General features: G+C 36.6%; 19 protein-coding genes and 1 pseudogene. 14 read left to right on the plus strand and 6 right to left on the minus strand.

Annotated features, from left to right (window positions below):
- The first annotated feature begins 14 nt into the window (after positions 1 to 14).
- Together IGI97_RS06175 and IGI97_RS06180 are read left to right on the plus strand one after the other, a co-directional pair.
- Positions 15 to 866 (plus strand): PTS mannose/fructose/sorbose/N-acetylgalactosamine transporter subunit IIC, encoded by an 852-nt coding sequence (locus IGI97_RS06175; RefSeq protein WP_002357194.1) that lies wholly within the window; start codon positions 15 to 17, stop codon positions 864 to 866.
- Positions 841 to 1,710: a PTS system mannose/fructose/sorbose family transporter subunit IID gene (locus tag IGI97_RS06180; protein ID WP_016615201.1), complete on the plus strand. Its 870-nt coding sequence runs from the start codon at positions 841 to 843 to the stop codon at positions 1,708 to 1,710. The genes IGI97_RS06175 and IGI97_RS06180 overlap by 26 nt, the downstream gene beginning before the upstream one ends.
- Positions 1,711 to 1,913: 203 nt before the next feature.
- On the opposite strand, the gene larD is transcribed toward IGI97_RS06180, so the two are convergent.
- The 4 genes from larD to larA are packed head-to-tail and all read right to left on the minus strand — an operon-like array spanning position 1,914 to position 5,965.
- A complete protein-coding gene (larD, locus tag IGI97_RS06185) occupies positions 1,914 to 2,624 on the minus strand; it encodes a D/L-lactic acid transporter LarD (RefSeq protein ID WP_002357197.1) in 711 nt (236 codons plus the stop codon).
- A 14-nt stretch (positions 2,625 to 2,638) separates the two neighbouring features.
- A complete protein-coding gene (gene larC / locus IGI97_RS06190; protein ID WP_002362001.1) occupies positions 2,639 to 3,913 on the minus strand; it encodes a nickel pincer cofactor biosynthesis protein LarC in 1,275 nt (424 codons plus the stop codon).
- Positions 3,910 to 4,653 (minus strand): nickel pincer cofactor biosynthesis protein LarB, encoded by a 744-nt coding sequence (gene larB, locus IGI97_RS06195; protein WP_010712571.1) that lies wholly within the window; start codon positions 4,651 to 4,653, stop codon positions 3,910 to 3,912. Before larB ends, larC begins: the two co-directional genes overlap by 4 nt.
- 37 nt (positions 4,654 to 4,690) lie before the next feature.
- On the minus strand, positions 4,691 to 5,965 hold the full coding sequence (gene larA / locus IGI97_RS06200; protein WP_002357200.1) for a nickel-dependent lactate racemase: 1,275 nt from the start codon (positions 5,963 to 5,965) through the stop codon (positions 4,691 to 4,693).
- 159 nt (positions 5,966 to 6,124) lie between these two features.
- Here larA and IGI97_RS06205 point away from each other — a divergent pair, with 159 nt between their 5' ends.
- The 5 genes and pseudogenes from IGI97_RS06205 to larE all read left to right on the plus strand — a co-directional run bounded on the left by IGI97_RS06205 (position 6,125) and on the right by larE (position 10,227).
- A complete protein-coding gene (locus tag IGI97_RS06205) occupies positions 6,125 to 6,781 on the plus strand; it encodes a Crp/Fnr family transcriptional regulator (RefSeq protein WP_002361998.1) in 657 nt (218 codons plus the stop codon).
- Between the two features lie 18 nt (positions 6,782 to 6,799).
- Positions 6,800 to 7,786 (plus strand): cobalt transporter CbiM, encoded by a 987-nt coding sequence (gene cbiM / locus IGI97_RS06210; RefSeq protein ID WP_002361997.1) that lies wholly within the window; start codon positions 6,800 to 6,802, stop codon positions 7,784 to 7,786.
- Positions 7,786 to 8,571 carry an energy-coupling factor transporter transmembrane component T family protein gene (locus tag IGI97_RS06215; protein ID WP_016615199.1) on the plus strand — a complete coding sequence of 262 codons (786 nt, stop codon included), beginning with the start codon at positions 7,786 to 7,788 and terminating at the stop codon, positions 8,569 to 8,571. Before cbiM ends, IGI97_RS06215 begins: the two co-directional genes overlap by 1 nt.
- A 1-nt stretch (position 8,572) precedes the next feature.
- Positions 8,573 to 9,286, plus strand: a complete 714-nt coding sequence (locus IGI97_RS06220; protein WP_016615198.1) for an ABC transporter ATP-binding protein — start codon at positions 8,573 to 8,575, stop codon at positions 9,284 to 9,286.
- Positions 9,287 to 9,391: 105 nt separating this feature from the next.
- Positions 9,392 to 10,227: pseudogene (gene larE, locus IGI97_RS06225) on the plus strand (ATP-dependent sacrificial sulfur transferase LarE).
- A 184-nt stretch (positions 10,228 to 10,411) separates the two neighbouring features.
- On the opposite strand, the gene IGI97_RS06230 reads toward larE, so the two are convergent.
- The gene (locus IGI97_RS06230) at positions 10,412 to 12,334 is read right to left on the minus strand and encodes an FUSC family protein (RefSeq protein WP_174125451.1); all 1,923 of its coding nucleotides are present in this window, start codon (positions 12,332 to 12,334) and stop codon (positions 10,412 to 10,414) included.
- A 108-nt stretch (positions 12,335 to 12,442) separates the two neighbouring features.
- Entirely contained in the window at positions 12,443 to 13,900 is a 1,458-nt protein-coding gene (locus IGI97_RS06235; protein ID WP_002394536.1) for a helix-turn-helix domain-containing protein, read from the minus strand.
- A gap of 227 nt (positions 13,901 to 14,127) precedes the next feature.
- Between IGI97_RS06235 and IGI97_RS06240 the strand changes: the two genes are divergently transcribed.
- The 7 genes from IGI97_RS06240 (at position 14,128) to IGI97_RS06270 (ending at position 26,557) form a co-directional block, all read left to right on the plus strand.
- A complete protein-coding gene (locus IGI97_RS06240) occupies positions 14,128 to 16,800 on the plus strand; it encodes a bacterial Ig-like domain-containing protein (RefSeq protein ID WP_438738205.1) in 2,673 nt (890 codons plus the stop codon).
- The gene (locus tag IGI97_RS06245; protein WP_025189861.1) at positions 16,776 to 17,135 is read left to right on the plus strand and encodes a hypothetical protein; all 360 of its coding nucleotides are present in this window, start codon (positions 16,776 to 16,778) and stop codon (positions 17,133 to 17,135) included. Before IGI97_RS06240 ends, IGI97_RS06245 begins: the two co-directional genes overlap by 25 nt.
- Positions 17,128 to 17,679, plus strand: a complete 552-nt coding sequence (locus IGI97_RS06250) for a hypothetical protein (RefSeq protein ID WP_438738207.1) — start codon at positions 17,128 to 17,130, stop codon at positions 17,677 to 17,679. Before IGI97_RS06245 ends, IGI97_RS06250 begins: the two co-directional genes overlap by 8 nt.
- A 98-nt stretch (positions 17,680 to 17,777) precedes the next feature.
- A complete protein-coding gene (locus tag IGI97_RS06255) occupies positions 17,778 to 18,758 on the plus strand; it encodes a DUF916 and DUF3324 domain-containing protein (protein ID WP_438738208.1) in 981 nt (326 codons plus the stop codon).
- 208 nt (positions 18,759 to 18,966) lie between these two features.
- A complete protein-coding gene (gene adhP / locus IGI97_RS06260) occupies positions 18,967 to 19,983 on the plus strand; it encodes an alcohol dehydrogenase AdhP (protein WP_438738210.1) in 1,017 nt (338 codons plus the stop codon).
- A gap of 46 nt (positions 19,984 to 20,029) precedes the next feature.
- A complete protein-coding gene (locus IGI97_RS06265; protein ID WP_002361986.1) occupies positions 20,030 to 20,425 on the plus strand; it encodes a hypothetical protein in 396 nt (131 codons plus the stop codon).
- Between the two features lie 504 nt (positions 20,426 to 20,929).
- Complete coding sequence (locus tag IGI97_RS06270) at positions 20,930 to 26,557, plus strand: TIM-barrel domain-containing protein (RefSeq protein WP_438738212.1); 5,628 nt, start codon at positions 20,930 to 20,932, stop codon at positions 26,555 to 26,557.
- Positions 26,558 to 26,600: the final 43 nt, after the last annotated feature.

Below are 26,600 nucleotides of genomic sequence, written 5' to 3' on the forward strand. Positions count from 1 at the left end.
AGGAGAGTAGTATTATGACAATCAACTGGATACAAGCGGCTATTTTAGGCCTATTTGCTTGTCTGTGTTCAAATTCTTGTATGGCTGGACAAGCGGTGGGAAATTATACGATTGGGCGTCCTTTAGTCGGCGGATTAGTTTGTGGCATTATTTTAGGAGATTTAAAATTAGGAATCGCTTGTGGTGTAGCGATGCAATTAGTTTACATTGCTTTAGTCACACCTGGAGGCACAGTGTCTGCTGACGTGCGGGCAATATCATATATCGGGATTCCTTTGGCGATGGTGGCGATTTCGACCAAAGGGTTAGATCCACTTGGCGGCTCTGCAGCCGACCTGGCTAAATCGGTCGGCACATTGGTTGGAACGATTGGAACGGTATTATTTTATTCTGTTGCCGCGTTAAATTTAGTTTGGCAATCGTTTGGTTGGAAAGATATAAAAAAAGGCAAGCTTGATCATTTATATGCCATTAATTTTGGTTGGCCGTGGATTTCTCATCTACTTTTTTCCTTTTTGCCAACCGTGATTTTAACCTATTTTGGGGCTACGGCTGTTACAGCAATGAGAGATGCATTACCTATGGATGGTCTTGCAATGAAAACGCTTTTTACTGTAGGTGGCATGCTTCCGTGTGTGGGAATTGCAATTTTGTTACGTCAAATTGTTAATAAGAACATTGATTTTGTACCTTTTTTTGTAGGGTTCACATTAGCTGCTTCATTAAAACTCAATTTAGTCTCAATAACGATTATTGCGCTTCTTTTTGCTGTAATTTTTTATAAAATTGCTTTGATTAAAAACAATACTAAACTGGTTGATTCAACAGGAAGTCTGACGAATGATGATGAAGAGGAGGATATATGAGATGGAAGAGTTGAAAGCAAATAAATTAGACCAAAAAACGTTAAAGCATTCTTTTCATTTATGGTTTTGGGGAGCGTTAACTTGTTTTTCACAACAGCATATGCAAACGTTCGGCTATCTTTCTTCAATGCTTCCTATTATCAAAAAACTTTATCCAAAACATGAAGACCAAGTGAAAGCCATTCAAGCATATACAGCTTTTTTTAACACAAATCCAATGCTTGGAACGGTCATTGTTGGTGTGACTGCTAGTATGGAAGAGGCTAGAGCAAGTAAGAATGAAATTGATGGAGAAACCATTAATGATATGAGGGCAGGATTAATGGGGCCAATTGCAGGGATTGGTGATTCATTAGTTGATGGTACCTTGATTCCTATCTTGTTAGGAATTTCCTTAGGAATGTCTACGGGCGGTTCGCCAATTGGTGCCATATTTTATATTATTGTTTGGACGTTAATTTCCTATTTTGGCCAACGCTTTTTGTATTTTAGAGGCTATCATTTTGGCGATAAAGCAGTAAGTTTCTTAGTTGGGAAAGAAGGAGCCGCCGTTAGAGTTGCTATCGGAGTTATTGGTAGTATGGTTGTCGGTGGGGTCCTTGCATCTTGGGTAAATGTGACTACTTCTTTTAAATTAATAGGTGCTGACGGAAAAGTTTTCCTTAAACTGCAAGATAAAATTGACAGTATTTATCCAGGATTATTAACGATACTTGTTACCTTGTTTTGTTGGTGGTTAATGTCAAAAAAACATGTTTCCGCTATTTGGACGATGCTTATTTTAGTTGTTATTTCTCTCGTTGGCGTTTTATTAGGTGTTTTCAATCCAGGATTAACTTACTGAACAATCACCAAAAAGGACTCTAGCTGTTAGAGCAAACTGACTTTTGCAGAAAATCGATGACGAAAAAGCTAATAAATTAAATTCTTACTCTCTAAGACACAGAAAAAATCTTGTGATTAAAATAAAAATATATAAAATAGAAGAAATTTAGAGACTAGCTTCTATTTTATATATTTTTTTGTTTTAGAAATTTAGTTGGTTTATTAGAATTTTAGGAAAAATTTTACGAAAAGTGTCGCGAAAATGGCTCCTAAAAACGGTGCAGTTCCGGGAACAATCAAACCATATTGCCAATCATTATTGGTTTTATTTTTGATTGGTAAAAGTTGATAGGCGATACGAGGACCTAAATCACGTGCTTGATTCATTGCGAATCCTGTAGTACCACCTAGCCCCATGCCGATTGCCCAAACAAGCAAACCAACAGCAATGGGTAGTTGTGTTTCGTAGGAATGTGCAATTGCTAAAATAGATGTTAAAAAAATGAATGTTGCAAAAGTTTCAACAAAATAGTTTCTTGGTAAATTTCGTTGGTTCGGATTTGTAGAAAAAATATTACGAATAGCGATTGGATCGACACTATCGGCGGATAGCTTGAAATGATCAGCATACATAATATAAACAATGACGGCGCCACAAATGCCGCCTAACATTTCAGCGATGACATAGGGAATGAAGTAAGACCATGGAATCATTCCTAAAATAGCTTGAGCGAGGGCCATTGCTGGATTAATACAGACTCCGCCAAAGACGAACAGAACAACAGAGATTCCAAAAGCCCAAGTAGTGATTGCAAACATGTGACCAGAACCAGCGTATTTTGTTCGTTTTAGGACATCGTCGCAGTGAACACCTACCCCAAATACGATCATTAATGCAGTTCCCATAAATTCTGATAAGATATGATGAAACATAAGATAAAGCTCCTTTAATCAATAGTTTTGTTATTTAATGTTTGGACGAGGCGATAGACTTCCTCAATTGTAAAATTATATTGTTTAGCAATTCGTTCACAATCTTGGTATTCAATAGACTCTTTCAATAGGCCATGATAATGATTTTTTTTAATATGGACCTTACCAAAAGGTGTTTCCAAGATTTTGAAAGAACGGTCCATCACACTACGTTCCATTGTTTGAAAACGCATACCAATTGTAGAAGTATGTTTAAAGAGTAGTTCTGTAAAATATTCTTTTTCCTCTGTTGTTGTTAAAACCGTTAATAGAATGGCACTTCGGTTTTTTTTCATATGAATGGGCGTGAAAAAAACATCTAGAGCACCATGCTCCAATAATAGATCCATTACGTAACCTAACTGTTCAGGTGTTTGATTGTCTATATTTGTTTCAATTTTTAAGACTTGGTCATGGTGTTCTGTCCTCTTTTTTTTACTATGTGTTTCAGTAAAGATCGATCCTCTGAGGGCATTGAACTTGCCTGTTTCTCGTTTGCCAAATCCGTAACCTATTTTTTCAATTAATCGTTGTTCTGGTGCGACAAATAGAGGACTAAGTTCTTTAAAAATAGCTAAGCCAGTCGGTGTGACAAGTTCAGTTTTTATCTCAAAGTCTTGTTGAATGATTAAATTCGTTTCTTTACGTAATTCCATCACCGCAGGAACTGGTATTGGCATGACTCCATGGGCAATTGTGATAGTGCCACTTCCATCTGTAATTGGCGTTGAATAGACTTGTTCAATCTCTAACTGTTCCCATAAGATAAAAAAGCCAACGATGTCAACAATTGAATCAATTGCTCCAACTTCATGAAAATGAATAGTGTCAATTGTTTGTTGATGAACAGCAGCTTCAGCTTTTGCAATGTCATAGAAAACATTTTTACTATGTTTTTTTACAAAATTGGACAAGTCGCTTTTTTCAATTAATGTATAAATATCTTTTAAATTTCTAGAATGGCTATGATGATGTGCATGTTCTTTCGTTTCATGATGTTCATTTTCGTGGTGAGGAGAGAGACTGTGTTTTATACCGTAATCCTTTTTTCCATGTTGTAGGAGAACATCGAAATCTGTTCCGTAAATACAACTTTTAGCAATTCGTTGGGCTTGAATGGTGAACCCATCGATGGGAAGTTTTTTTAATTCGATTAACAGTTTGTTTAAATCCCCGCCTAAGTCAAGCAACAATCCATTTAACATATCACCACTAAGACCAGAAAATGGTTCTAAAAATAAGCTTTTCATAGTGAAGACTCCTTTATTTGATTAATCATACTTGCATTATAAGCGGCACCAAACCCGTTATCTATGTTGACTACACTAACGCCAGAGGAACAACTATTTAGCATTCCTAAAAGAGCAGTCAGTCCTTGGAAATTGCTGCCGTAGCCTATGCTAGTAGGGACGGCAATCACTGGCACGCTAACTAGTCCGCCTAACACGGACACCAGTGCGCCTTCCATGCCTGCAATCACAATAACCGCCGAAGCCTGTTGAATCTCATCTAGGTGAGCGAACAAACGATGAATGCCAGAAACGCCTACATCATAGATACGTTTTATTTGATTGCCGAAAGTTTCTGCAGTGATTGCTGCTTCTTCAGCAACGGACATGTCTGACGTTCCAGCAGTAACTATCGCAATATAGTTTTTTGTTGTAGTCTCCATTTGGTGGATAACGAAACAACGTGCAAGTTCATAGTAGGTTCCATGAGGAAAGTTCGACTCTAAAGGCTGGGCTTTTTGTTGTGAAACGCGAGTAACTAAGATTGTATTGTTTTCTTTTCTTAAGCTATTGATAATTTTGATGAGTTGCTCAATTGTTTTCCCTTCCCCATAAACGACTTCTGGATACCCAGTTCTTTCTTTGCGCTGCGTATCAATTTTTGCAAAGTCTAATTCGCAAAAGCCATTTAATTTGTTTGTTGCTTCTTCTAAAGATAATTTTCCCTCTTTAAAAGCTCCTAAAATTTCTTTCGGTTGCATAATACAACGCTCCTTATTCCTGATTTCTCAAGGATCATTATTCTACAATGACAGACAAGCCATCTCGAATCACAGTCACTTTTGCATTTAGACCTTCTCTTTCAAATGCTCGCTCTAACGCTTCATCAAACGTTTTTGCTATTTCCATATGCATCGAAGTGATAAGCTCAGGATCAACAAGATCTGAAACAAAAATTATATGATGATGAACTAAAATTCGCGCTAAAATTTGCGAAGTCCATTGATCTGGCACGGTTTCTAATCGTGGTGTATGGATGGCTGCTTCTAAAAATTCGTTTGGATTTTTAACATTGGCAATATTTTCATAAAAACCTTCACCACCGTGACCATCACGACATCCAGCGACCATAATAATGACACCGCCGTCTTTATTGGTTGCTTCTGCAGCGGTCATCCCTTTAACTGCTTGATAAATGTTTTGATCAAGTGGAAATCCGCCATTCGTTGAAACCGCAATGTCGCAAGGTATTTTTTTGACACGGGCAATTTCTTTTACAAAGTTACAACCAACTTTATGCGCTTCAACCATATCGCCTGCGAAGGAACCAATAATTTTTTTGTCACCATCTAAAACGACATTAACAATAAAAGCTAGATTCGCTTTAGCGGCAGCGTAGACCATGTCATTATGAATTGGATTATCCGTTAAATTTCCTGTCCGTGAGTTGGAGGAATCAATAAATTCTCCAGAATGGTTAGCCATGATGGTTTTATAAGAAGCAATTCCAGGTAAAACAGATTTACGTCCACCAGAAAATCCTGCAAAAAAGTGTGATTCAATAAATCCTTCGGCCAGCAGTAAATCTGCTTCTGCTGCAATGCGATTAATGATACAATCGCCCCCTGAAGGTAGTTGACCGATTTTGACCATTGAGGAATCATCAGTAGAGATATGCATAACGATTTCTTCATTCTCTACGATCTCTTTACCATATTTACTAATCAGTTCTTCTCGTGTAGAAGGGCGATGAAAGCCTGTAGCAACTAAAATCCGGATTCTAGCTGTTTTGTTCACTGAACGAATTCTACGCAAAATAATTGGGGTGATAATATGTGAAGGAACGGGACGTGTGTGATCGGAACTAATGAGGACAATGTCTTTTTTACCCTTAGCTAATTCTTCTAATGGAAGGCTTCCAATAGGATTGTCCAGCGATTTTTCGACTGTTTCTTTCTCAGTATATGGATTTGAAAAATGTTCAGCTTTTGATTCGAGAAGCCCAATAAAATTTTTATCGGGAATTCTTGCAGTAATCATTTTCTTGTCATAAGGTAGGTTAATTTCTACCATAGCAATCATCTCCTAAGTAATATTTTACGAGACTAAGTATAATGAAATTTAGAAATCACACAGTCCTTATTGTGGGTAACATTTGCTAACAAAAGGTTGGTGAGAGTGTTTATAATAGTTAACGAATCAAACAGAAACTTAGTCAAAGGAGTGACAATTATGGAGTCAGATTATCTTACAGCTTTCTTAGATAGAAAGAAGACGCCGATTATCAAAAAAAAACGCCATACTTATCTCGCTTATCATGGATTGGAGGAAGCGTACACCTATGTATTAAAGAAAGGGGTCGTTAAGACGAGTATTATTTTAAAGGATGGACGAGAATTTAATCTGTCGTATATTGTGTCTCCTGACATTATTTCATTGTTACGTGATGAAGTATCAAATTATACATCTGCTCCTTTTAATATCCGCATTGAGTCGGAAGAGGCTAGCTTTTATCGGATACCAAGGACTGTATTTTGGGAATATGTTAGAGAAGATGCTGTTCTTCAAGATTATGTACGGGATTACTACCGAGCAAAATTATCGGAGAGTATTAGTTCCTTACAGAATATGACAATGAATGGTAAGAAAGGGGCTGTTTGTACTTTTATTTACCAATTAATTGATTTGTTTGGTGTACAGACAGAGGAAGGAATATTAATTGATTTTCAAGTAACTAATGAGGATATTGCGGGGTTTTGCGGGATTTCAACGAGAAATAGCGTAAACCGAATTATCCATGATTTAAAAGAGGAAAAAGTCATCGATATCAAAAAACAAAAAATTGTGATTTACGATCAAAGTTATTTAGCTGATTATATTGATCGATAAGATAGGAGTCTGACGAACATGCATATTCCAGAAAATTATTTAAGCCCACAAACTTGCGCAGTGATGGGCGCGATTATGGTACCTGTCTGGTACCGCGCTGTAAAAAAAGTTGACGTTCAAATTAAATTAAAAAAAGATACAGGGACCATGTTAGGGATTTCCTCCTCCTTGTCATTTTTAATAATGATGTTTAATTTGCCAGTACCTGGTGGAACAACTGCGCACGCTGTTGGGGCTGTTCTCATCGCATTATTGATGGGACCTTGGGCCGCGACGCTATCTGTTTCGGTGGCTTTACTATTACAGGCTTGTTTATTTGGTGATGGTGGTATATTAGCTTTTGGTGCAAACGCCTTTTCTATGGCGTTTGTGATGCCATTCGTGGGATATGGAGTTTATAAGCTAGTTACGCGTGTAAAAAAATTTGAAACAATGGGTCTTTTCTTAGCTGGGTATCTTGGTGTAAATGTTGCGGCATTTTCTACTTCTGTATTATTAGGTATCCAACCTTTACTATTCCATGAAGCGAATGGTACGCCACTTTATAACCCATATGGTCTTTCTATAACTATACCAGCAATGATGAGTGTCCATCTGTTAGTAATAGGAATTGTTGAAGGTCTCTTCACCGTGTGTGTCTATAATTTTGTAAAAAGTGTGTCAAAAGATGCAATTTTTATCGAAGAAAAGAAGAAAAGGACTCCGTTGTTGCGATTAAAGAGACTGTTATTGGTCATGGTAATTTTATGTCCATTAGGTTTGATTGATCATGCCACCGCTTGGGGTGAATGGGATTTATCTGAATTAGTCAAGAATTTAAAACAGAATCATTTGCCTGCGGTACAACCAAAAGGTATGGTGAATGGTTTTTCATTTCATGCACTTTTCAGTGATTACTTTATTCCAGGACTGCCATTAGCACTCGGGTATATTTTAAGTGGCGTAACAGCCATAATCGTTTTTTTACTCATTTTTCGTTTATTTAATGGAAGAAGGCAAAGTTGATGCCTGAATGGATGAAAGAATCTTCCACGTCCTTTGAACCTAATAAAAAAGAAACCTTTATGCTTAAAAATCGAAAAGGAATCCTTTTTTTATTAAATAAATTTCAGGTGAGTGGGAAACGCAATAAGACAATTCTCAGTGATATCCACCCAGCAATTCAACTGATCAGTACTTTTTTACTAATTGTTTTAATCAGCACTACACAAAAAGTTCTTGTTTTGTGGCTCGTAGGCATCTACCTAGGCATGTTACTTTTAGTTGAAAAACCAACTATTCTACGAAACATTGTCAAAAAAGCTAGTATCCTCATTTTGATGCCGCTGATTATCTATTTACCGATCTTTTTTTTAGGTCAATTTAGTTTATTATTTATTGTTCATTTGTTTTTTTTAGCCATAGCGATTAGTCAATATATGGAAACAACCAACATGAATCAATTTATAGCAGCATTAAAAATCTTTCATTTTCCGAATATAATACTTTTACAATTAGATATTACGATTAAATATATCTTTTTCTTTGGAAATCTCTTAATCCAACTGTTTGCCGCTGTAGAAGCTAGAGCAGTTGGTGGAAATATCCAGTTGAGTACGGGTAGTAATTTAATCAGTCTAATTTCTTTAAAATCTTTTACGTATGGGAAAAAGTTGGATATGGTGATGGAAGCAAGAGGATATACTGGTCAATATTATCGAGTAAAGCAACCATTAAAAACGAAAGATTTTTTGGTTAGTATTGCCTATCTTTTATTTTTCGGGGGGTTGCTTTATTTAGGGAGGAACTAATATGTATCGAGTAAATCATTTGGTTTATCGCTATCAAACGAAGCCTGTTTTTTCGCCTTGTAATTTGGAAATAGCCAGAGGAGAATATCTGGTTTTGATGGGAGATAACGGCAGTGGAAAATCCACTTTTTTAAATTTGCTCGCAGGTTTTTTAAAACCTTCCGAGGGAACGATTTATTTTATGGAACAATCATTAACGGCCTGGAAAAAAGACCCTATTCATAAAAAGAAGTATTATGCTCATTTGGGTATATTATTTCAAGAGACGGACACACAATTATTTAATGCGACAGTTTATGACGAATTGGCATTTGGCCCTAGACAGCTCCAACTATCCGAGCATGAAACAGCAAAAAGAATTAATGATTGTTTGAATTTATTAAAAATTACCCATTTAAGCAATCAAGTACCTTATCAATTATCGGGAGGAGAAAAGAAAAAAGTGGCTTTTGCTAGTCTGTTAGTAATGAATCCAGACGTGTATTTATTAGATGAGCCGTTTGCTGGGTTGACAAAAGAATCGGAAAAATTATTTAAAAAAATAATAAAAAATCTGCATCAACTTGGTAAAACAATTATCCTTTCCACCCATGACTATTTGAGTATTTGCGAGGAAGCTGATTCCATTTTATTGTTTGATTCGGCTGTCACAAGGTACTCAAAGGAAGAGATAGAAGTCAATGCTAACTTGTTACAACATTTAAAACGGTATTAAGTGTACAAATATTGACAATAATTGATACTATGAATCGTGATTTTTTCTAATGTGGAGATGTCTATAATTAATTATGTAAAAGAAAATCAATAGGAGATGGTTTAAATGTCTGTCATGAAAACGAAAGAACAAAATTTAGTTCGCGAATTACAAAAAATGGATAAGTTGGCTGTTGCATATTCAGGTGGAATTGATAGCTCTTACTTGCTAAAAAAAGCTTTGGACACTTTAGGTGCTGAAAATGTACTTGCGATTGTTGTAAATTCAGAATTATTTTCTGATGATGAGTTTGATAAAGCGGTCGATTTAGCTAATGGGTTGGGAGCAAATGTGTTAGGCCTTGAAATGAGCGAATTAGCGGATGATAGAATTGTTGCAAATAACCCTAATAGCTGGTTCTACAGTAAAAAATTATTATATAAAACTATTCGTTCGGCTATTCAGAAAGAGGGATTTGATGTTCTGGCCGATGGGATGATTATGGATGATAATACTGACTTTCGTCCTGGATTAAGAGCAAGAGATCAAGAAGGGGTCATCAGTCCGCTACAACAAGCTAAATTATATAAAATTGAAATACGTCAACTTGCTAAAGACGCAGGTATTTCCAATTGGAGTAAAGTTGCCTCATGTAGTATTGCTTCAAGAATTCCTTATGGCATTAAGTTAACACGCTCAGCTATTGATCAAATATTTGCTAGTGAAAAATATTTACGGGAAATAGGTTTTCCAATTGTCCGTGTCAGAGCACATCATGATTTAGCACGGATTGAAATTCCAGAAGACAAACTTTCTCTGTTATTAGAAAACAGAGAAAAAATTGCAGATTATCTTAAAAAACAAGGATTTAATTATGTAACTTTTGACTTAGAAGGATTTAAATCTGGCCGAATGAATGATATCCTCACAGAAACTGAAAAAAAGTTTTTTGTGAATGTTAGACAGATAAGTTTATAAAATTGAGTCGGTGTAACGGAGTCAGGACAGGGGTATTCCGTTACAAAAACCAAGTTTTCTGCTCGATTAGGTCGGTTGTTTTCATTGATTAATCTGCCAGTAGATTATCAACTTTTAAGCCTAGGAAAAATTCCCTTTGAATTTTTCCTAGGCTTTTTGTCTATTTAATCATTTGATATTTGCTAAAAAGAAATTAGCTGTAGAATTTTTTAAGATTACCAGTGATTGTTCAATTTGAGGAAAATAAATGGATTGTTTGGACTGGTTGATTAGTCGATTATTTTTGGGATTCGTGAGTGAAAGTATTTGCTGTGAATAGTTAAATAACTCAGTGTTTAGTGTGTCCGGCCTAACTGGCGTTAATTTTTTTAAGTAGTATTGTGTTTTCATAAGTTCTAAAAGAAGCTCTTCCATAGCAGTTTGCATTTCCAACAGTTGATCATTTAGTTGTTTTTGTTGCATTAAGCTTTCAGCGGAGGCATCGTTACTATAAATAGGAGATTCAAGAACAATTTCTTGAATAGAATAGTTTACTCTACGTTGTACCCGATAAGCTAGTACCCAAGCATCACTAGGCAACGTGGTCTCTTCATTGATTAACGCTAGCAAAATAGAGCTGATCGTTTTTGACCAACTATTGATATTTTTACGTAATACTTGACTATGCCATGTTGGGAAAATAAAAAACATAACAAAAGCAATCAGCGCACCAATAATTACATCAAAAACTCTTGTATAGCCTGCAGAACTACCACCTAATGTGAAAGTTAACCAAGTGGTCACACTTAGCATTAGAAATGCTTGACTTAATTTACGTACGGTTTCATACAATATAACTAGCAAACAAGACAATAACATTGGCCATAAAGGATTTAGGTTTGTTAAGTTAGCAATTAATTGAGACAAAAAGATGCCTAAACAACCACCTAAAATAGAACCAATAGTTCTTGAAGTGATTTTGCCGAGTGTACCATGATACCCTGGCATAACCATCAAACAACCAGAAATAACTACCCAGAATTCGTGATTAGCTAAAGGCAAAGGGTACATGTAATTAAGAATAAGCGAACAAAAATGACAAACTAAACCTGTTAAAGCTAAACGAATTGCGAATCTAGCAGAGCTGCCTTTGTAAGAATGAAGGATCTCTTTGGCTTCTGCAAGTCCTTCTTTTGTGGGTAAGAAAGATTTAAATGAGATTTTTTTAGAGGATTGTTTGTTTTGTATCAAAAGGATTGCTGATTTTATTTCGGTGTTTGCTGAAGCAAATTCTTGAAGAGGTAGGGTTAATTGTTCTCCTTTTAAAAAGAGTTGAATTGCTTTTAAAGCAGGAAGATTTTCAGCTGCATTGGTTGAATCTAACGAGCCTGCAATTGCATCTGCTTGTGAAACCAAGGGATAAATCCATGGTGTTTTTTGATGATTGACCCAGGGCATTGTTTCAACAGATTCGCGTACTTTTATTCTGAAATGGACATAGCGTGCGGGTTTTCCTTGTGCTAATAAATATAATTGTTCATATAAATCGGCTACTAATTTTCGTGCTTCATTATTTTGCGGCTTAGAATAAAGACAATAGAACAAACAAAGGATGGACATACCTAAAATTATTGCACCCAGACCTTCAAAAGTTTGACCAATAGACAAATTGCCTTTTAATTGCGCACCAGCTAGTAAAGCAATGGTCCCAAAGAGACATCGAATATACAGACCAATACTAAAGTTTCTTACAATCCCTGAAAAATACAAACCAAGGACGAATAATAAAATAATGAATATACTTGACGACTGTAAAAGTATCCCCAGACTGGCACCAAGAAAAATCATTAAAATACCATCTATGGCACTTCTTTGTGGAGAGCTATGTCGTGGTAAGACACAAATTACAGTGCCCAAAAAGCTACCAACATTTACTAAAACAAAAGCGAAAGGAAAGACTATTGTTAGAACAGCACCAACAGCATTTGCAATAATGATACTAAGAACAAGAGCAAACCAGTTCTGTCTTGTATCAAAAGTTAGTATAGGACGACTATACGCCCAAGACGATTCTAAGAAGACCTCAAAAAATTTTTTGATAGATAATTTCACAAAACATTCCTTCTTTAAAAATTTATTAAAAGCTAAAAAATTATTCCTCTGCTAGTATACACCTCTAAATTTTTTTTTCAAATTTGCTCTTTTTAAGAAAACTCACAATTATAAGCCAACATTAAGTTTAGCCATATATTTTTGTTGAATAAATTCTGTAAGCTCATGCCAACTTTCTTCATTTTCAATGGAATCTAAGTAGAAAATATCTTGATTAGAAGTAGCTTTTTCGAAGGAATCTGTGATGATGATATCCGCATTTGTGAAGTCTTCGGTAATAGAGATTGCGTTTGTATTATATAAGGAGGATAACCGTGTTTTAATAAAATAACTTGCATAAAAATCTTTGATAATTTGTAAATAGATTCTCACTTGTACTTTTTTTTCGGACACAGACAATGTGTAAAGCAGTTGACTGAGTAACTCTAAATGCGTTTCTTGGTGAACTAATTTTGCCACCGTTCCTTTTATTCGATTAAAGTATGCCACATCTGACGGAGTACAAATTTCTGGCTGCGGTAAATAAAGTGTTAAAAAAGTATAATAATTGCCCTCCGTTAAAAAGTACCAAGCATTAAAAATAGAAAGATAGTAAACGTATTGATAATCATGCTGATTTGTCAGTAAGTAGGCTACTTGCTTAAACAATTTTTTTGATAAAACACAATAAGGATGGTTAGATTCTATAAATAATTTTTCTATTTGTTTCGTTTGCTTTTCCGAAAAGATATAAGGAATAAAAATGCGAGATAAAAAATTAAAGTATAAAATTTCAGTTTTTCTTGTTTCGCATTGAATGTCAGCGAAGGAGTGTTCAAGAAAAAATAAAGTCACATGACTGTATTGATTGATCAGAATAAAAAAAGAATGCAGGTTTTTAGAGTGCGGCATCTTTAAGAAGTTTTGTGCACTTGTTCTAGTTTTAAATATCGCATATAAAATATAAAACGCTCTTTTCTTCATTCGGACATTTTTATAGGATCGTTCAAGAAGTTCATCGGGTAGACTTTTTTTTATTTCTTCAAGACTTATTTTAGAGAAAGGCCAAGCCAATTCTTGAAAGGAATCTTGTAGGAAAATGAAAGAAAACACTCGAATCGATAATTCATTGCCAGTTAATTGATAAATACCCTTAATACTAACGATTACTATATCAAAAATTTTAAAAAAGTTATTCAGTTGTTTCGTGATTTTTACCAGATAATGTTCAGAAATATATAAAACTTTAATTAATTCGTTTTTATCAATGGAAGAATGTGTGACCAATTGTACGCAATAATTAAATTGTACATTGTTTTTTAAAAGATTGAGTTTTAACGTGTAGGCGTATTCGACCGCGCTTTTTCGGTACGCTGGATTTACACAAACAATACCATTATTGTTAGAGACAATAAAATGTTGGATTTGATAAGTATCCTCGAATTCTTGATTTATTTTTATCAGATTTTCCTTGACCGTTCTTTTTGAAATTTTTAAATTGGAAGAAATTTCATTTAATGACGTATGAGCTCGCTTCACTATATAAAATAAAATTTCTAGCTCATTCGTTAGGTAGGATGGAAACATGTTATGGACCTCCAAAAGTAAAATTTAGGTTCATTGTAGTCTACTTTCTTTAAATTTTTGTATTGATATGTTAACACAAGCGCAATAAGAAGCGGCCATCACAATTAATGTACAGCCTTATACATTAATTGTGTGTGGCAAAGCAATTTCAATGTTGATAAGCTAGCAGTAGTTAGAATAATTATTATTTAGTTTCTAATTCCAAAAAAGGTCAAGGTGAGTAAGCAATGAAAAAAATCAACGAACAATTAAAAATGAAAATACCAACCTACAAAAGAAAAAAAAGCATTGCTTATTTCTTTTACTCTTGTCTACTATTGGTAACGATTTCTTGTTTTTTGAGCGTGCATTTTCAAGAATGTGAGGCAGCTTCACTCTATCAAGCGGGAGGGATAGCCATTGATTTGAGAACTGATTTACCTTATGGAATGGAGATAAGCCATGACGATGGTGGTGGTCCTGATGGATCATTTGGAGGAAAATTACACGTAAAATTATACGGAACAGTGGACACTTCTCATACACAAAAAATTACTGCTCTTGCTTTCGATACCGATGGGATGCAATATGGTCTGATGTTTCATTTACCAGAAAATATAAGTGCAGATAATTTTAAAGCGGCTTATGACAAGGCTTATGCGGATAATCCAGAAAATTTTTATTCAATTAGTGGACAAAAAAATACACGAATATCAATCATCAACACAAAAGGAATGCGGACGTTTAACGGTTTTTCAGAAGATGGTTCACCAGGGTGGGGTGATCCCGAACAAGACTATAGTGGGATTGATACTGAGCATCAGGTGATGTTTTGTGAACGTGGAGATTCTATTGATTTGTCTCTTGGGAAAATTTATGACATTTGGAGTAATGAACCTGATAAAACTAAAATAACATTTGAGCTTCATTTTGATTTAGATGTGGCAACTTTGATGAAAGATGGCGATTCGAAGGATTATTCCCTCAATAAAAGTTTAACGAAACATCGCTTACCTGTATCAAATGTTTTGTCGGATGGTAATGAGAGTGATCAATTTTCGTTATCGGCAGATTTTTTTGGCCGGACGTATGAATTGGGTAGATTTTCAGATACAACGAATACAGTTAATCATAATATGGTAACGGCTAGTGCAGACATGTGGTTACGTGCGACAAGTTTAGCGGCAGCAGCAAAGCAAGATCCAAATAATTTGAATCATCAAATTATCACTGGAATCACCGGGAAAGTGGCTACTTGGTCTTCTTATATCTCGCCATGGGACAGCGGTGATAAGGACAATCCATTATCCAATTACAATACCCAAGATGCCTCTAAATATCCTGAAATACCTGAAAGCAAAACGATGTTACCAGGGGATTTTTTATCACCAAAGTTTACGATGAACCAAAGACAAGACAATCCGCTTAATTGGACAGATGGGTATGTTGCTCAACGGTTTGCGCGTGTAGTTAATTTTCATACTCACACAGTTGATCCTAAGGCCAATGTGAATGTCTCTTCACAACAACAAAACGGGTTAACAACCTATTTATTTAGTGGCAAAGATGGTTGTGGGCTGCCGTTAGTCAATCCGCCAGGAACGGATTCTTCAGAGCCCACAGATAAAACATATATGCGCGTCACAACAGATCCATACCAAGTGCCAAGTTTAGAAAAGGCAGCTTTTGTTAAAGGTCAAACAACATTTCACCCGCAACAAAAGATACCAGTAGAACTAACCGTTAAGGCTCCGACAACTAGAAAAGTTCAGATTGAAGAAAAAAATTCAGGTGCTGCCCAAACTGATTTTCATAAAATTGGGGAACAAGATTTAAAAAATTTACCAGTCACAGATGATTGCGTTAGTTTTAACTGTTTAGCAGATGCTTTACCAACTTCAGGAGATTACACATTAACATTTAGAATTCTTGATGTTGATGATACATCTAAAAGCTACTCAAATGAGAAAAGTTTAGCTGTGCACATTGATCAAGCGCAAATTAAAGTTAAATCTCAAGATACGATTTATCAATATACTCAATGGCAACCAGAAAGTGAAGTGACTAGCTTACAAACACCAGATGGTAAAAAAGGTGATTTTCGAGACGTAAGTGTCACCATATATAAACTGGACGGAGAGCAAAAGGTCCCAGTAGATGCGGTGGATACAAAAGTGGTTGGTAAATATGAAATTGATTATAACTACCTAGGATTAGAGGCGCAGACTGCACTAGAAGTCATTCCCTCTTCAGCTCATATTGGTGCACATAACGCCAGCTTTTCTGTGGGGACGCCCTTCGATCCAAAACGTCTTTTTGATAGTGCAACAGATAATGATGGACAGTCCATTCCTTATAGTAAGATAACGATTCGCTATACGCCTGATCAGGTAAACGATGAAGTAGCGGGCGTCTATAAAATTACTTATGATATCTCTAAAATAGTAGGTTTTAGTAAAAGTATTACTGTTGATTGGACCTACTATTACTCTAATCGTCTAGACTTTTATCACTTATCTGAACAACTAATGCCTTTTGAGAACGTAAAATTTAATGGCCAAGATCAAACACAGACATTAAAAAGTTGTGAGATGAACATTGAAGATACGGGGGATCCTAATCGGACAACTGGCTGGCAGCTTGAAGTAGCCTATAATTTAAATGATCAGAAAACACAAGCGTGGAAAGACGCAGGGCTTGATCTCACGCTAAATCCAAAGTCAGTCGATTATGTAACAACTGAGCAAAATATTATGGTTAACGATGAGCAACAATTAGTAGCTGATGTAAGTAACCAATCTATCAAAAATAAAAAAGTTTTGACGAAATTACAATTATTGCCCACATTAACTATTTCAAAAGTCACACCTGCTGATAAATATGAAGCTCAGTTAATTTGGAACTTAGAAGCAACACCGTAAGGGAAGAGGGAATAGCTGTGAAATGGTTTATCTATGATTTATTGTTTGTTGCCTTTATTCTCGGTTTGCCAATTCAAGCACAAGCTGAAGACAAGACAGCTGACGCACAAGCTGGCACAAAAGTCATGGTAATAGTGAAAGAGAGTGAGGATATTGTTCCACATCCCAATGAGCTTATACCGCAGACTAACGATATGCCAACTTCACGAGGACAACCTAATTTTTTACCAAAAACAAACGAGATTACGTCTCAAGAGACGATTTTAGGAATCGTGGTACTCGGAAGTACATTAATCGTCGGACTTTATAAAGAAAAGAGGAAAAATAATGAATAAAAAAATAATTGGTTTAACTGTCACTTTAGGAACGGGGATTTTTTTAATTGGTCAACAAACTGTAAATGCGGCTGATAATACCAATACCACAGCGAATGTGTCGGTTTTAGGTGGCGGATTAACCATTACACCATTAGCACAAATTAACTTTGGGACGGTGACAAAAGACGGCCAAGATCATACGCAACCAGATCAAAGCAAGTCGCAACTTATCATTAATGATAATCGTGGGACAACGAATACAGGTTGGTATCTGACAGCGAATTTAGAAGATAAAGGAAAAGGTGTCACTGGCTTAGACGGAATGACACTTCATTTAGACACTAAAAAACCTGACGGATCTTCTGAAAAAGGCACCTTTACGGGCGTTGATTTAACCACAGATGCTTCAACCATTATTTCGCTAGATAAAAGTGATATCCGTTTATCAGACACTGTCACGACAGCCGATTTAAATGCAACGTTAAATATACCTAAAAGTATTGCTGCAAATACCTACTCTGGGACCATCGTCTGGAATGCCGTCGATGGAGCACCCGCCTAAGAATTTAACATAAAACGATGTAAGAAAACGAGGCAGATAAATTGAAAAGAATTTTAAAGATACTTTTTATATTGACTATTCTCTGTTTAGGTGGAGCGATGCGTGCCTGGGCAGAGCCGTCTAATACCAATAGTTCAGCAACAATTGACAATGCGAATGCGTATACAGTCACACCCGTTTTCGGAGCAACTCAAAATAACAAAACCAGTAATTTTTTTGATATGACATTAACTCCGAAACAAAAAGATACATTCAAATTAACGATAACCAATACTACGCCGAACCCTCAAAAATTTAAAGTTCAGGTAAATACAGCAACAACAAATAGTAATGGGATAGTTGACTATACAAAAAGTAGCTTTGAAAAAGATCCATCGATGAGTTTGGTACTTAGTGATTTGATTAGTCCCAATAGGAAGGACATTAGTGTTCCTGGTAAACAATCACAAACGATTGATTTTCAAATAACGATGCCAGAAAAGTTATTCTCAGGAATTTTATTAGGTGGAGTGACGATTCGACCTGTAGAGATAGCTGGGGACCAAAGCAAGGGTGGGATTCAAAATGTTTATATGCATACGATTGCTATTCGGGTGAATGAAACAGCAGAGACCATACCTGCAAAATTGGAAAGTGGTTCTGTTAAAATTGGGCAAATTAACCGCCACAATACTGTTTCGATGGAAATTAAAAATCCACAGCGGAAGTTATTGTCAAAAGTCGAAGGAGATTTTTTTGTTAAAGAAAAAGGAACAAACAAAACGATCATTCACGAAAAGAAAAATAATCTGAGTTTTGCACCAACCACAAGGTTTGACCTACCTATTTTACTGAAAGATTCGTTTAAATCTGGAGACTATACCTATACCATTAAGTTGAAAAACCATGAGGGGAGCTGGACGTTCTCAAAAGATTTCACGATAAACAAGAAGCAAGCTGATCAGTATAATAAGCGTTCTGTTGATCATAAAGCCAAAAACCTTCACTGGCTTAAGTACCTCATGGCCTTTTTAATTCTAGTTATTTTAGGTACCGTCTGCTATATCTTGGGAAAAAAGAAGGGAAAAATGAAGTTGTAAAACCTGCCTTTAAAATAGTTGACAATTATGCAGAAAAAATCATGCCAGTATGAATTATCTATGACATAAGGGAAGAATAGCTGTCTAGCAAGGATAAATTGTCAAATTAGCGTTAATTTACGCAAGTCATTGGTGTTCCTTATTTTGGAAAGTAGTATTATACTATTGTTGTTCAATGATTCACAATAGAAACAAGGAGGAAAAAACCATGTATAAAGCAATTGTCGCAGCAAAAGGAAAAACAACAAAAATTGTTGAAAAAGAATCGCGTCCATTGAAAGATAATGAAGCGCGGTTGAAAATGGAAGTCTGTGGTGTCTGTCATACGGATTTACACGTTAAGAATGCAGATTTTGGCGATGTTAGCGGTTGTACCTTAGGTCACGAAGGAATTGGGATTGTGACGGAGGTTGGAAAAGACGTTACTAGTTTAAAGATTGGTGATCGTGCATCTGTTGCATGGTTTTATGAAGGCTGCGGGCATTGCGAATATTGTACTTCTGGTCGAGAAACGCTTTGTCGTTCAGTAAAAAATGCTGGATATACAGTTGATGGTGCCATGGCCGAAGAATGCATCGTCACAGACGGTTATGCAGTGAAAGTGCCAGAAAATTTAGCATCAGAGCCAGCTTCCTCTATTATTTGTGCAGGGGTAACAACCTACAAAGCGATAAAAGAATCTGGGATTCGTCCAGGTCAATGGCTAATGATTTCAGGATTAGGTGGGCTAGGTAATCTAGCTTTACAATATGCCAAGCATGTCTTTAATGCAAAAGTAGTAGCTGTTGATGTGAATGATAATCAGTTAACTTTTGCGAAAAAAATGGGTGCTGATCTTTTAATTAATCCAGTTAAAGATCCTGATTTTGCTGCACAACTTCAAAAAGAAATTGGTGGTGTCCATGCAGCAGTAGTCACTGCGGTAGCTAAATCAGCATTTAATGGCGCAGTCGATGCAGTCCGTGCGGGAGGAACGGTTGTCGCCGTTGGATTGCCTGTTGAGACAATGGATTTATCTATTCCACGTCTTGTTCTTGATGGCATTCACGTAGTCGGATCGTTAGTTGGAACCCGTCAAGATTTAAGCGAAGCTTTCCAATTCGGTGCAGAAGGAAAAGTTGTTCCTGTTTGTCAAACACGCCAACCAGAAGAAATTAATGCTATTTTTGAAGAAATGGAACAAGGAAAAATTCGCGGGCGCATGGTCATTGATTTTCGCAGTTAATTTAGTTTTTAGTGATTCGTTGATTTAATCTGAAAACCATGAAAGGATGGATGGAATGTTTGCGAATCTTACTCTCCGTGAGAGACGACTGCTTAAGCAAGCACAAGTGGGAGCCACAATTAGCTTTATTCTTTTGTTTGTACCAATTCTGACAATCAGTCTTTTGCATACTAGTGACTTATTAGCAAAATGGCTAGGTATAGTTGGGGTAATTATGGTTTTACCATTGTTGTATTTTGCGTGGCAGATTTTAAAGATAGCCTATAAAGATCAAAAAGATAATCCAACGCCTCCTTTGTGGGTTCCGAAAGTTTATGGGATTGGGCTTTCGATCAATCCCTATCACCGGTTTGGAAAGTTAATTTTTATATTGCTAGCGGTACTGATAGTTGGCATCATCATTAGTTTGCTTTTCACACCAGCAAGTCAAATCAATCACTAAAAAACGAGTAATCAACACCCTCTTGCTGAGCAGGAGGGTGTTGATTATTTTTAAATAGACTAAATTTGAGTAACAGGTATTAGATTTTTGAAAAAGTCTTTCTTTTTCTGATGTAGATATTTTCGCAATAAAATCATCATTATAAGTGAATTAACAAGTTTATCAAGGGTTAATACTTGTTAATGGTGGCTGCTATAATTAACCGTTGACAAACACAAAAAAACCATCATACGATAATTATGTTATTAAAAAAAGTGAAAAATTGGTAGTCAACAAATGAAAACGAATTCATAGAGAAATTGTGATTCTGTACTAAAATTTTTATATAAGATGAAAATGGATTGTTTTCATTTAATAATTTATTGAAAGGATGTGTTTATGAAGGGGTTACTGAAACTGACTTTCTAACAGTCTCAGTAAACTAAGAAAATCGTTATGACTTTTCATCTGGATAAAACTTTGTTGGGTTTTGGATTTTGTGAGTAATTGTGTCGGAACTATTCTATGGGGAGCAATTTTAAGGAGGAAAAAATGAACAAAGAGTATCAGGGTAAAAAAATTTACGGTAAAAAGCACTGGTTGACATTTTTATTAGTGAGTTCGTCTGTATTGGCGTTCCATTCGTTTGTTACGATGGATTCTCAAGTGGTTGATGCGCAAGAGCAAACAGCAAAAGAAGACGTAGCTGATTCAGCAACGTCAGTCGGAGCAATTGTGTCGATTGAAAAAGCGGAGAAAAACTTTGTCATTACGTATGCTTCTGGCAAAAAAGCACAAATTAGTATTTTAAACGACCATCTTTTTCGCTATCATCTAGATCCAACTGGTAAATTTGAAGAATATCCAACGCCAAATGATCCAAAGCATGTTGCGAAAATTACGGCTAAAACAATGGCCGACTATGGCACACAAGCCTTTGAGCAAACGAACGTCACAGATTCAGGAAACCAATTTATTCTAGAAAATAATGGTTTAAAAATTATGTTCGAAAAAGAAAGCGCTTTAATGAAAGTTCTAGACAAGAAAAAGAATCAAGTTATTTTAGAAGAAACCGCTCCGCTATCCTTTAAAAATGATAAAGCTACACAAACGTTAAAACAAAGTAGTCAAGAAAATTATTTTGGCGGAGGAACTCAAAATGGTCGATTTACGCACAAAGGAACAGCTATCCAGATTGTCAATACGAACAATTGGGTAGATGGCGGAGTAGCATCGCCTAACCCATTTTATTGGTCAACTGCAGGGTATGGCGTTGTTCGAAATACATGGAAACCTGGCAACTATGATTTTGGAAGTCATGATCCACAAACAACCACAACAACGCACGAAGGAACAGATTTTGATGCTTTTTATTTCTTTAATGATTCCTCAGCAGGTATTTTAAAAGATTACTATGAATTAACCGGGAAACCAGCTTTGATGCCAGAATACGGGTTCTATGAAGCGCATTTAAACGCGTATAATCGGGACTATTGGGTGAAAGTAGCAGAAGGAACCGCGGGAGCAGTTAAGTTTGAAGATGGTAATTTTTACAAAGAATACCAACCAGGCGATCTAGGAAACTTAAATGGCACGCTAGAATCTTTAAATGGAGAAAAAGAGAATTATCAATTTTCTGCACGCGCAGTTATTGATCGATATAAGAAAAACGATATGCCGTTAGGGTGGTTCTTGCCAAATGACGGCTACGGTGCTGGCTATGGCCAAACTGATTCATTGGACGGCGATGTACAAAACTTAAAAGAATTTACAGAGTATGCTCAAGCCAATGGTGTTGAAGTGGGGCTGTGGACCCAATCTAATCTCCATCCAGCGGATCCTAAAAATCCTAAAAAAGGAGAACGGGATATTGCGAAAGAAGTTAGTGTCGCTGGTGTTAAAGCTCTCAAAACTGACGTGGCGTGGGTCGGGTATGGGTATTCCTTTGGCTTAAATGGTGTAGAAGATGCCGCGAATGTTTTTGTAAAAGAAACAGACGGCGCAGTTCGTCCGATGATTGTTTCATTAGATGGTTGGGCCGGAACCCAACGGCACGCTGGTATCTGGACAGGCGATCAAACGGGTGGTCAATGGGAATATATTCGCTTTCATATCCCAACATATATCGGGACTTCGTTGTCTGGACAACCAAATGTCGGTTCAGATATGGATGGAATTTTTGGTGGAAAAAATAAAGAGGTCAACATACGTGATTTCCAATGGAAAACTTTTACACCAGTGCAGCTAAATATGGACGGCTGGGGCTCCAATCCAAAAACGCCATTTGCTTTTGATCAAGAAGCCACAGATTTGAACCGAGCGTATCTAAAATTAAAATCAATGATGATGCCTTATAACTACAGTATTGCCAAGGAATCAGTTGATGGACTACCAATGGTACGGGCCATGGCTTTAGAATTTCCTAATGAAGGAACAGCATATACAAAAGATTCTCAATACCAATATATGTGGGGACCCAATTTACTCGTTGCCCCAATTTATAATGGCAATCAAGATGAGGCAGGAAATTCAATCCGTGATGGAATCTACTTACCAGATGAAAAACAAGTCTGGGTTGACTTATTTACAGGCGAAAAATATCAAGGTGGCCGTGTCTTAAATGGAGTAAAAACACCGCTGTGGAAGGTGCCCGTTTTCGTCAAAGATGGCAGTATTATCCCAATGACGAATCCAAACAACAATCCAAAGGAAATCCAACGGGATCAACGATCTTTCTTGATTTATCCAAATGGTGCCACTTCTTTTAATATGTATGAAGATGACAGAATTTCAACTAGTTATGAAGCTGGGCAATCAGCTACGACTAAAATAAATAGTCAAGGCCCTAAATCAAACGAAAAAGGGGATCTGACCGTTACTATCGAACCGACAAAAGGAAGTTACAAAGGCTTTGTTGATGAACGAAGCACCACGCTTGATTTGCTAGCTTCAGAAGCGCCCGAAAGCGTAACAGCAATGGTGGGGGGAACAGAAGTAACCTTGAAACAAGCAGCTAATAAAGAAGAATTTTTAGCTGGCACAAATCTATATTATTTTGATAAAGAATTCCAAGTGAATCAGTATCTTTCTGAAGCTTCAGGAGAAAAACTGAACCAATCAGCGTTATCAGTAAAACTAGCGAAACAATCTGTGACCGCCAAAGATGTTCAAATAACTGTCAAAGGTTTCATTAATAAAGGAACGGTTGACGGGGGAAATACAACGGTAGATGACCAGTTAACTATTCCGGCAAATGTCGCAATCAATGAAGAAAAAACAACGCCATCTTCTTTGACTCTTCAATGGGATCAAGTAACTGAGGCAACAAGCTATGAAGTAGAGCGTGACGGGACTGTTTTCGGAAATATTCAAACGAATACAGCGACATTTGATGGATTTTCCTTCCTAAGCGAACATACTTTTCGAGTTCGAGCTGTTGGAAAAAACGGGGTCTCTGAATGGAGTGAACCGATTAAAGGAAAAACACAAGATGATCCCTATAAAGAAACAATTAATCAAGTCAAAGCAACAAGTAATTTACCAGAACAACCAGGCGCAGAATTGAAGAAATTAACAGATAAAGATTTGAGTACAGGTTGGCATACGAACTGGTCAACCGGCATCGCTAATCCAAGTGATGGAAATTTCTTGTCTTTAAAATTTGATCTTGGTGCGGAGTATCAAATGGATAAAATTGAATACTTGCCAAGAGACAATGCCGGCAACGGAAATATTTTGCAGCTCCAGTATCGGACGTCGAAAGATGGAGCTAATTGGACAGAGTTTTCAGAACCTATTAACTGGAAGCAAGATGCTTTGACAAAAACCATTGAAACGAAGGACCAAGCGTATCGTTTTGTTGAAATGAAGGTATTAAAATCGGTGGGTAATTTTGGCTCTGGTCGTGAGATGCTCTTTTACAAACAACCAGGAACAGAAGGAATCTTACATGGAGACATTACTAACGATGGAACGATTGATGAAAATGATGCAATGAGTTATCGAAACTATACAGGCTTAGAATCGGTGGACAGTGACTTTAATGGCTATGTTGAAAAAGGCGATTTAAATAAAAATGGGGTAATTGATGCTTATGATATCAGTTATGTTTTACGACAATTAGATGGTGGGATTGAGATACCTGATGTCGAAGAAATTGCGGGCGGTTTATCCCTTGCTGTGGTTAATGAAAATGGCAAGGATACCTATCTTCCTGGCGATACATTAACCTTTACACTTAAAGGTCAAGACTTAAAAAACATTAATGCGTTAAGCACAAAAATGTTCTTTGATTCTAGCAAATTTGAACTTGTCGGTCAGCCTGCAACCACGAATAATACAAAACAAATGGAAAATTATTCTAAATATCGGAAACATTCAAATGATGTGGAGAATCTATATTTAGTTCTTAGTAATCAAGGAAATAAACAATTGTTAAATGGTTCAATGGACTTAGTTACCTTTAAAGTTAAAGTAAAAGAAACAACTCGCGTAAAACGTGCGACAACTGTTGAGCAGCCATTACAATTTGATATGAGTCAAGGCTTATTAGTAGGCCAAGGATTCCAACAAGCCACACTTTCAGATTTTTCTGTAACAGTGAAGCCCACAGAGCTAGTAGATAAAGAGTTATTACAAGCGCTAATTACGCTAAATCAAGCACGTGTCGAAAAAGAATATACGCCTGAAACTTGGGCAATCTTTAAACCAATCTTAGATGAGGCAGTAGCTGTTCTAGCCAATGAGCAAGCCACACAGACAGACGTTTCTGCTGCTGTGGAAAATCTAGAAAAGGCTGTAGAACAGTTGGAAAAAATGCCTGATGTAGCGAATAAAGCTGATTTAGAAAAAGCAATTCAAGAGGGTCTGGCGAAGAAACCAAGTGATGGGCAAGAATTCACCGAAGAAACTAAAAAAGTTCTCGAAGATTCATTAGCAGCAGCTCAAAAAGTATTTGCTCAAGAAAAAGTTACTCAAGAAGAAATAGACCAAGCGACTAAAACATTGCGTGAAGCAATTGCACAATTAAAAGAACAACCCGTCGCCGTTAATAAGGAAACCTTAAAAGAACGAATCGCTCAAGCCCAAGGAAAAAAGCCGGAAGAAGGATACCAATTTACAAAAGAAACAGAAAAACAATTGCAAGAAGCAATTCAAGCGGCTGAAGCAATCGTAGCGAAAGAAACGGCGACAAAAGAAGAAGTCTCAGAGGCTCTAAACGCATTAGAAACTGCAATGGCTCAATTAAAAGAAGTACCTCTTGTAAATAAAGACCAATTACAAGAAGTTGTCAAACGAGCGCAGCAAGTCACTCCAAGTGAAGGGCACCAATTTACTGCCTCCTCGTTACAAGATTTACAAAAAGCGCTTTTAGCAGCTAAAAACACATTGGAAAACCCAGCAGCTAATCAAAAAATGATTGATGAAGCGGTTGCTGAATTAACTAGTGCCATCGATGGGTTACAAGAAGAAGCGTTAGTTACAGATAAAAAAGCCTTAGAGGCAATGATAGCCAAAGCAAAAGCAATCAAACCATCTGCCGGAAAAGAATTTACCAGCGAGTCTAAAGCGCGCTTAACTGAAGCAATTGACCAAGCGGAAGGGATTTTAGCTGATAAAAATGCTCGGCAAGAACAAATTGATACTGCTGAAAAAAATGTAAAAACTGCTTTGGATAGTTTAGAGGAACAAGTCCTTCAAACGGATAAAACAAAGTTGAAAGAACTGCTTCAAAAAGCAGAAACATTGAAACCTAAAGCAGGAAAACAATTTACAAAAGCATCGCAAGAAGCTTTAGCTGAAGCAATTAAACAAGCAAAAGCACTTGTTGAGGACCCAAGTGCGACGCAAGAAGCTGTGGACAAATGTTTAAGTATTTTAGCACAAGCCATTGAAGCAATGGCAGAAGAGCCAATCAGTAGCAACTCTACAGGCAACAATGGAAATCATGGCACGGTTAGCGGGACTGGTAGCGTAACCAGCACAGGAAAGGACACAGCAACAGGTGGAACGACAACGAAAACCAGCACTTCTGGCACTTTGCCAAAAGCAAATGAAGTTGTTTCGCCAATCTGGTCAATCAGTGGTTTTCTATTGATAGTAAGTATTGGTTTAGGAAAATTATTCTTCAAAAATAAAAAAGACCAAAATTAGCGTATCATTAACTTACAAGGCGCATTTGTACAAAAACAGTGTG

It is taken from the genome of Enterococcus sp. DIV2419 (genome assembly GCF_051711865.1).
GTDB lineage: Bacteria > Bacillota > Bacilli > Lactobacillales > Enterococcaceae > Enterococcus > Enterococcus faecalis.

Coding starts and splice junctions, on each gene's coding strand:
- IGI97_RS06175 (WP_002357194.1), top strand. CDS start 15: ATGACAATCAACTGGATACAAGCGGCTATTTTAGGCCTATTTGCTTGT.
- IGI97_RS06180 (WP_016615201.1), top strand. CDS start 841: ATGATGATGAAGAGGAGGATATATGAGATGGAAGAGTTGAAAGCAAAT.
- larD (WP_002357197.1), bottom strand. CDS start 2,624: ATGTTTCATCATATCTTATCAGAATTTATGGGAACTGCATTAATGATC.
- larC (WP_002362001.1), bottom strand. CDS start 3,913: ATGAAAAGCTTATTTTTAGAACCATTTTCTGGTCTTAGTGGTGATATG.
- larB (WP_010712571.1), bottom strand. CDS start 4,653: ATGCAACCGAAAGAAATTTTAGGAGCTTTTAAAGAGGGAAAATTATCT.
- larA (WP_002357200.1), bottom strand. CDS start 5,965: ATGGTAGAAATTAACCTACCTTATGACAAGAAAATGATTACTGCAAGA.
- IGI97_RS06205 (WP_002361998.1), top strand. CDS start 6,125: ATGGAGTCAGATTATCTTACAGCTTTCTTAGATAGAAAGAAGACGCCG.
- cbiM (WP_002361997.1), top strand. CDS start 6,800: ATGCATATTCCAGAAAATTATTTAAGCCCACAAACTTGCGCAGTGATG.
- IGI97_RS06215 (WP_016615199.1), top strand. CDS start 7,786: ATGCCTGAATGGATGAAAGAATCTTCCACGTCCTTTGAACCTAATAAA.
- IGI97_RS06220 (WP_016615198.1), top strand. CDS start 8,573: ATGTATCGAGTAAATCATTTGGTTTATCGCTATCAAACGAAGCCTGTT.
- IGI97_RS06235 (WP_002394536.1), bottom strand. CDS start 13,900: ATGTTTCCATCCTACCTAACGAATGAGCTAGAAATTTTATTTTATATA.
- IGI97_RS06240 (WP_438738205.1), top strand. CDS start 14,128: ATGAAAAAAATCAACGAACAATTAAAAATGAAAATACCAACCTACAAA.
- IGI97_RS06250 (WP_438738207.1), top strand. CDS start 17,128: ATGAATAAAAAAATAATTGGTTTAACTGTCACTTTAGGAACGGGGATT.
- IGI97_RS06255 (WP_438738208.1), top strand. CDS start 17,778: ATGCGTGCCTGGGCAGAGCCGTCTAATACCAATAGTTCAGCAACAATT.
- adhP (WP_438738210.1), top strand. CDS start 18,967: ATGTATAAAGCAATTGTCGCAGCAAAAGGAAAAACAACAAAAATTGTT.
- IGI97_RS06265 (WP_002361986.1), top strand. CDS start 20,030: ATGGATGGAATGTTTGCGAATCTTACTCTCCGTGAGAGACGACTGCTT.
- IGI97_RS06270 (WP_438738212.1), top strand. CDS start 20,930: ATGGGGAGCAATTTTAAGGAGGAAAAAATGAACAAAGAGTATCAGGGT.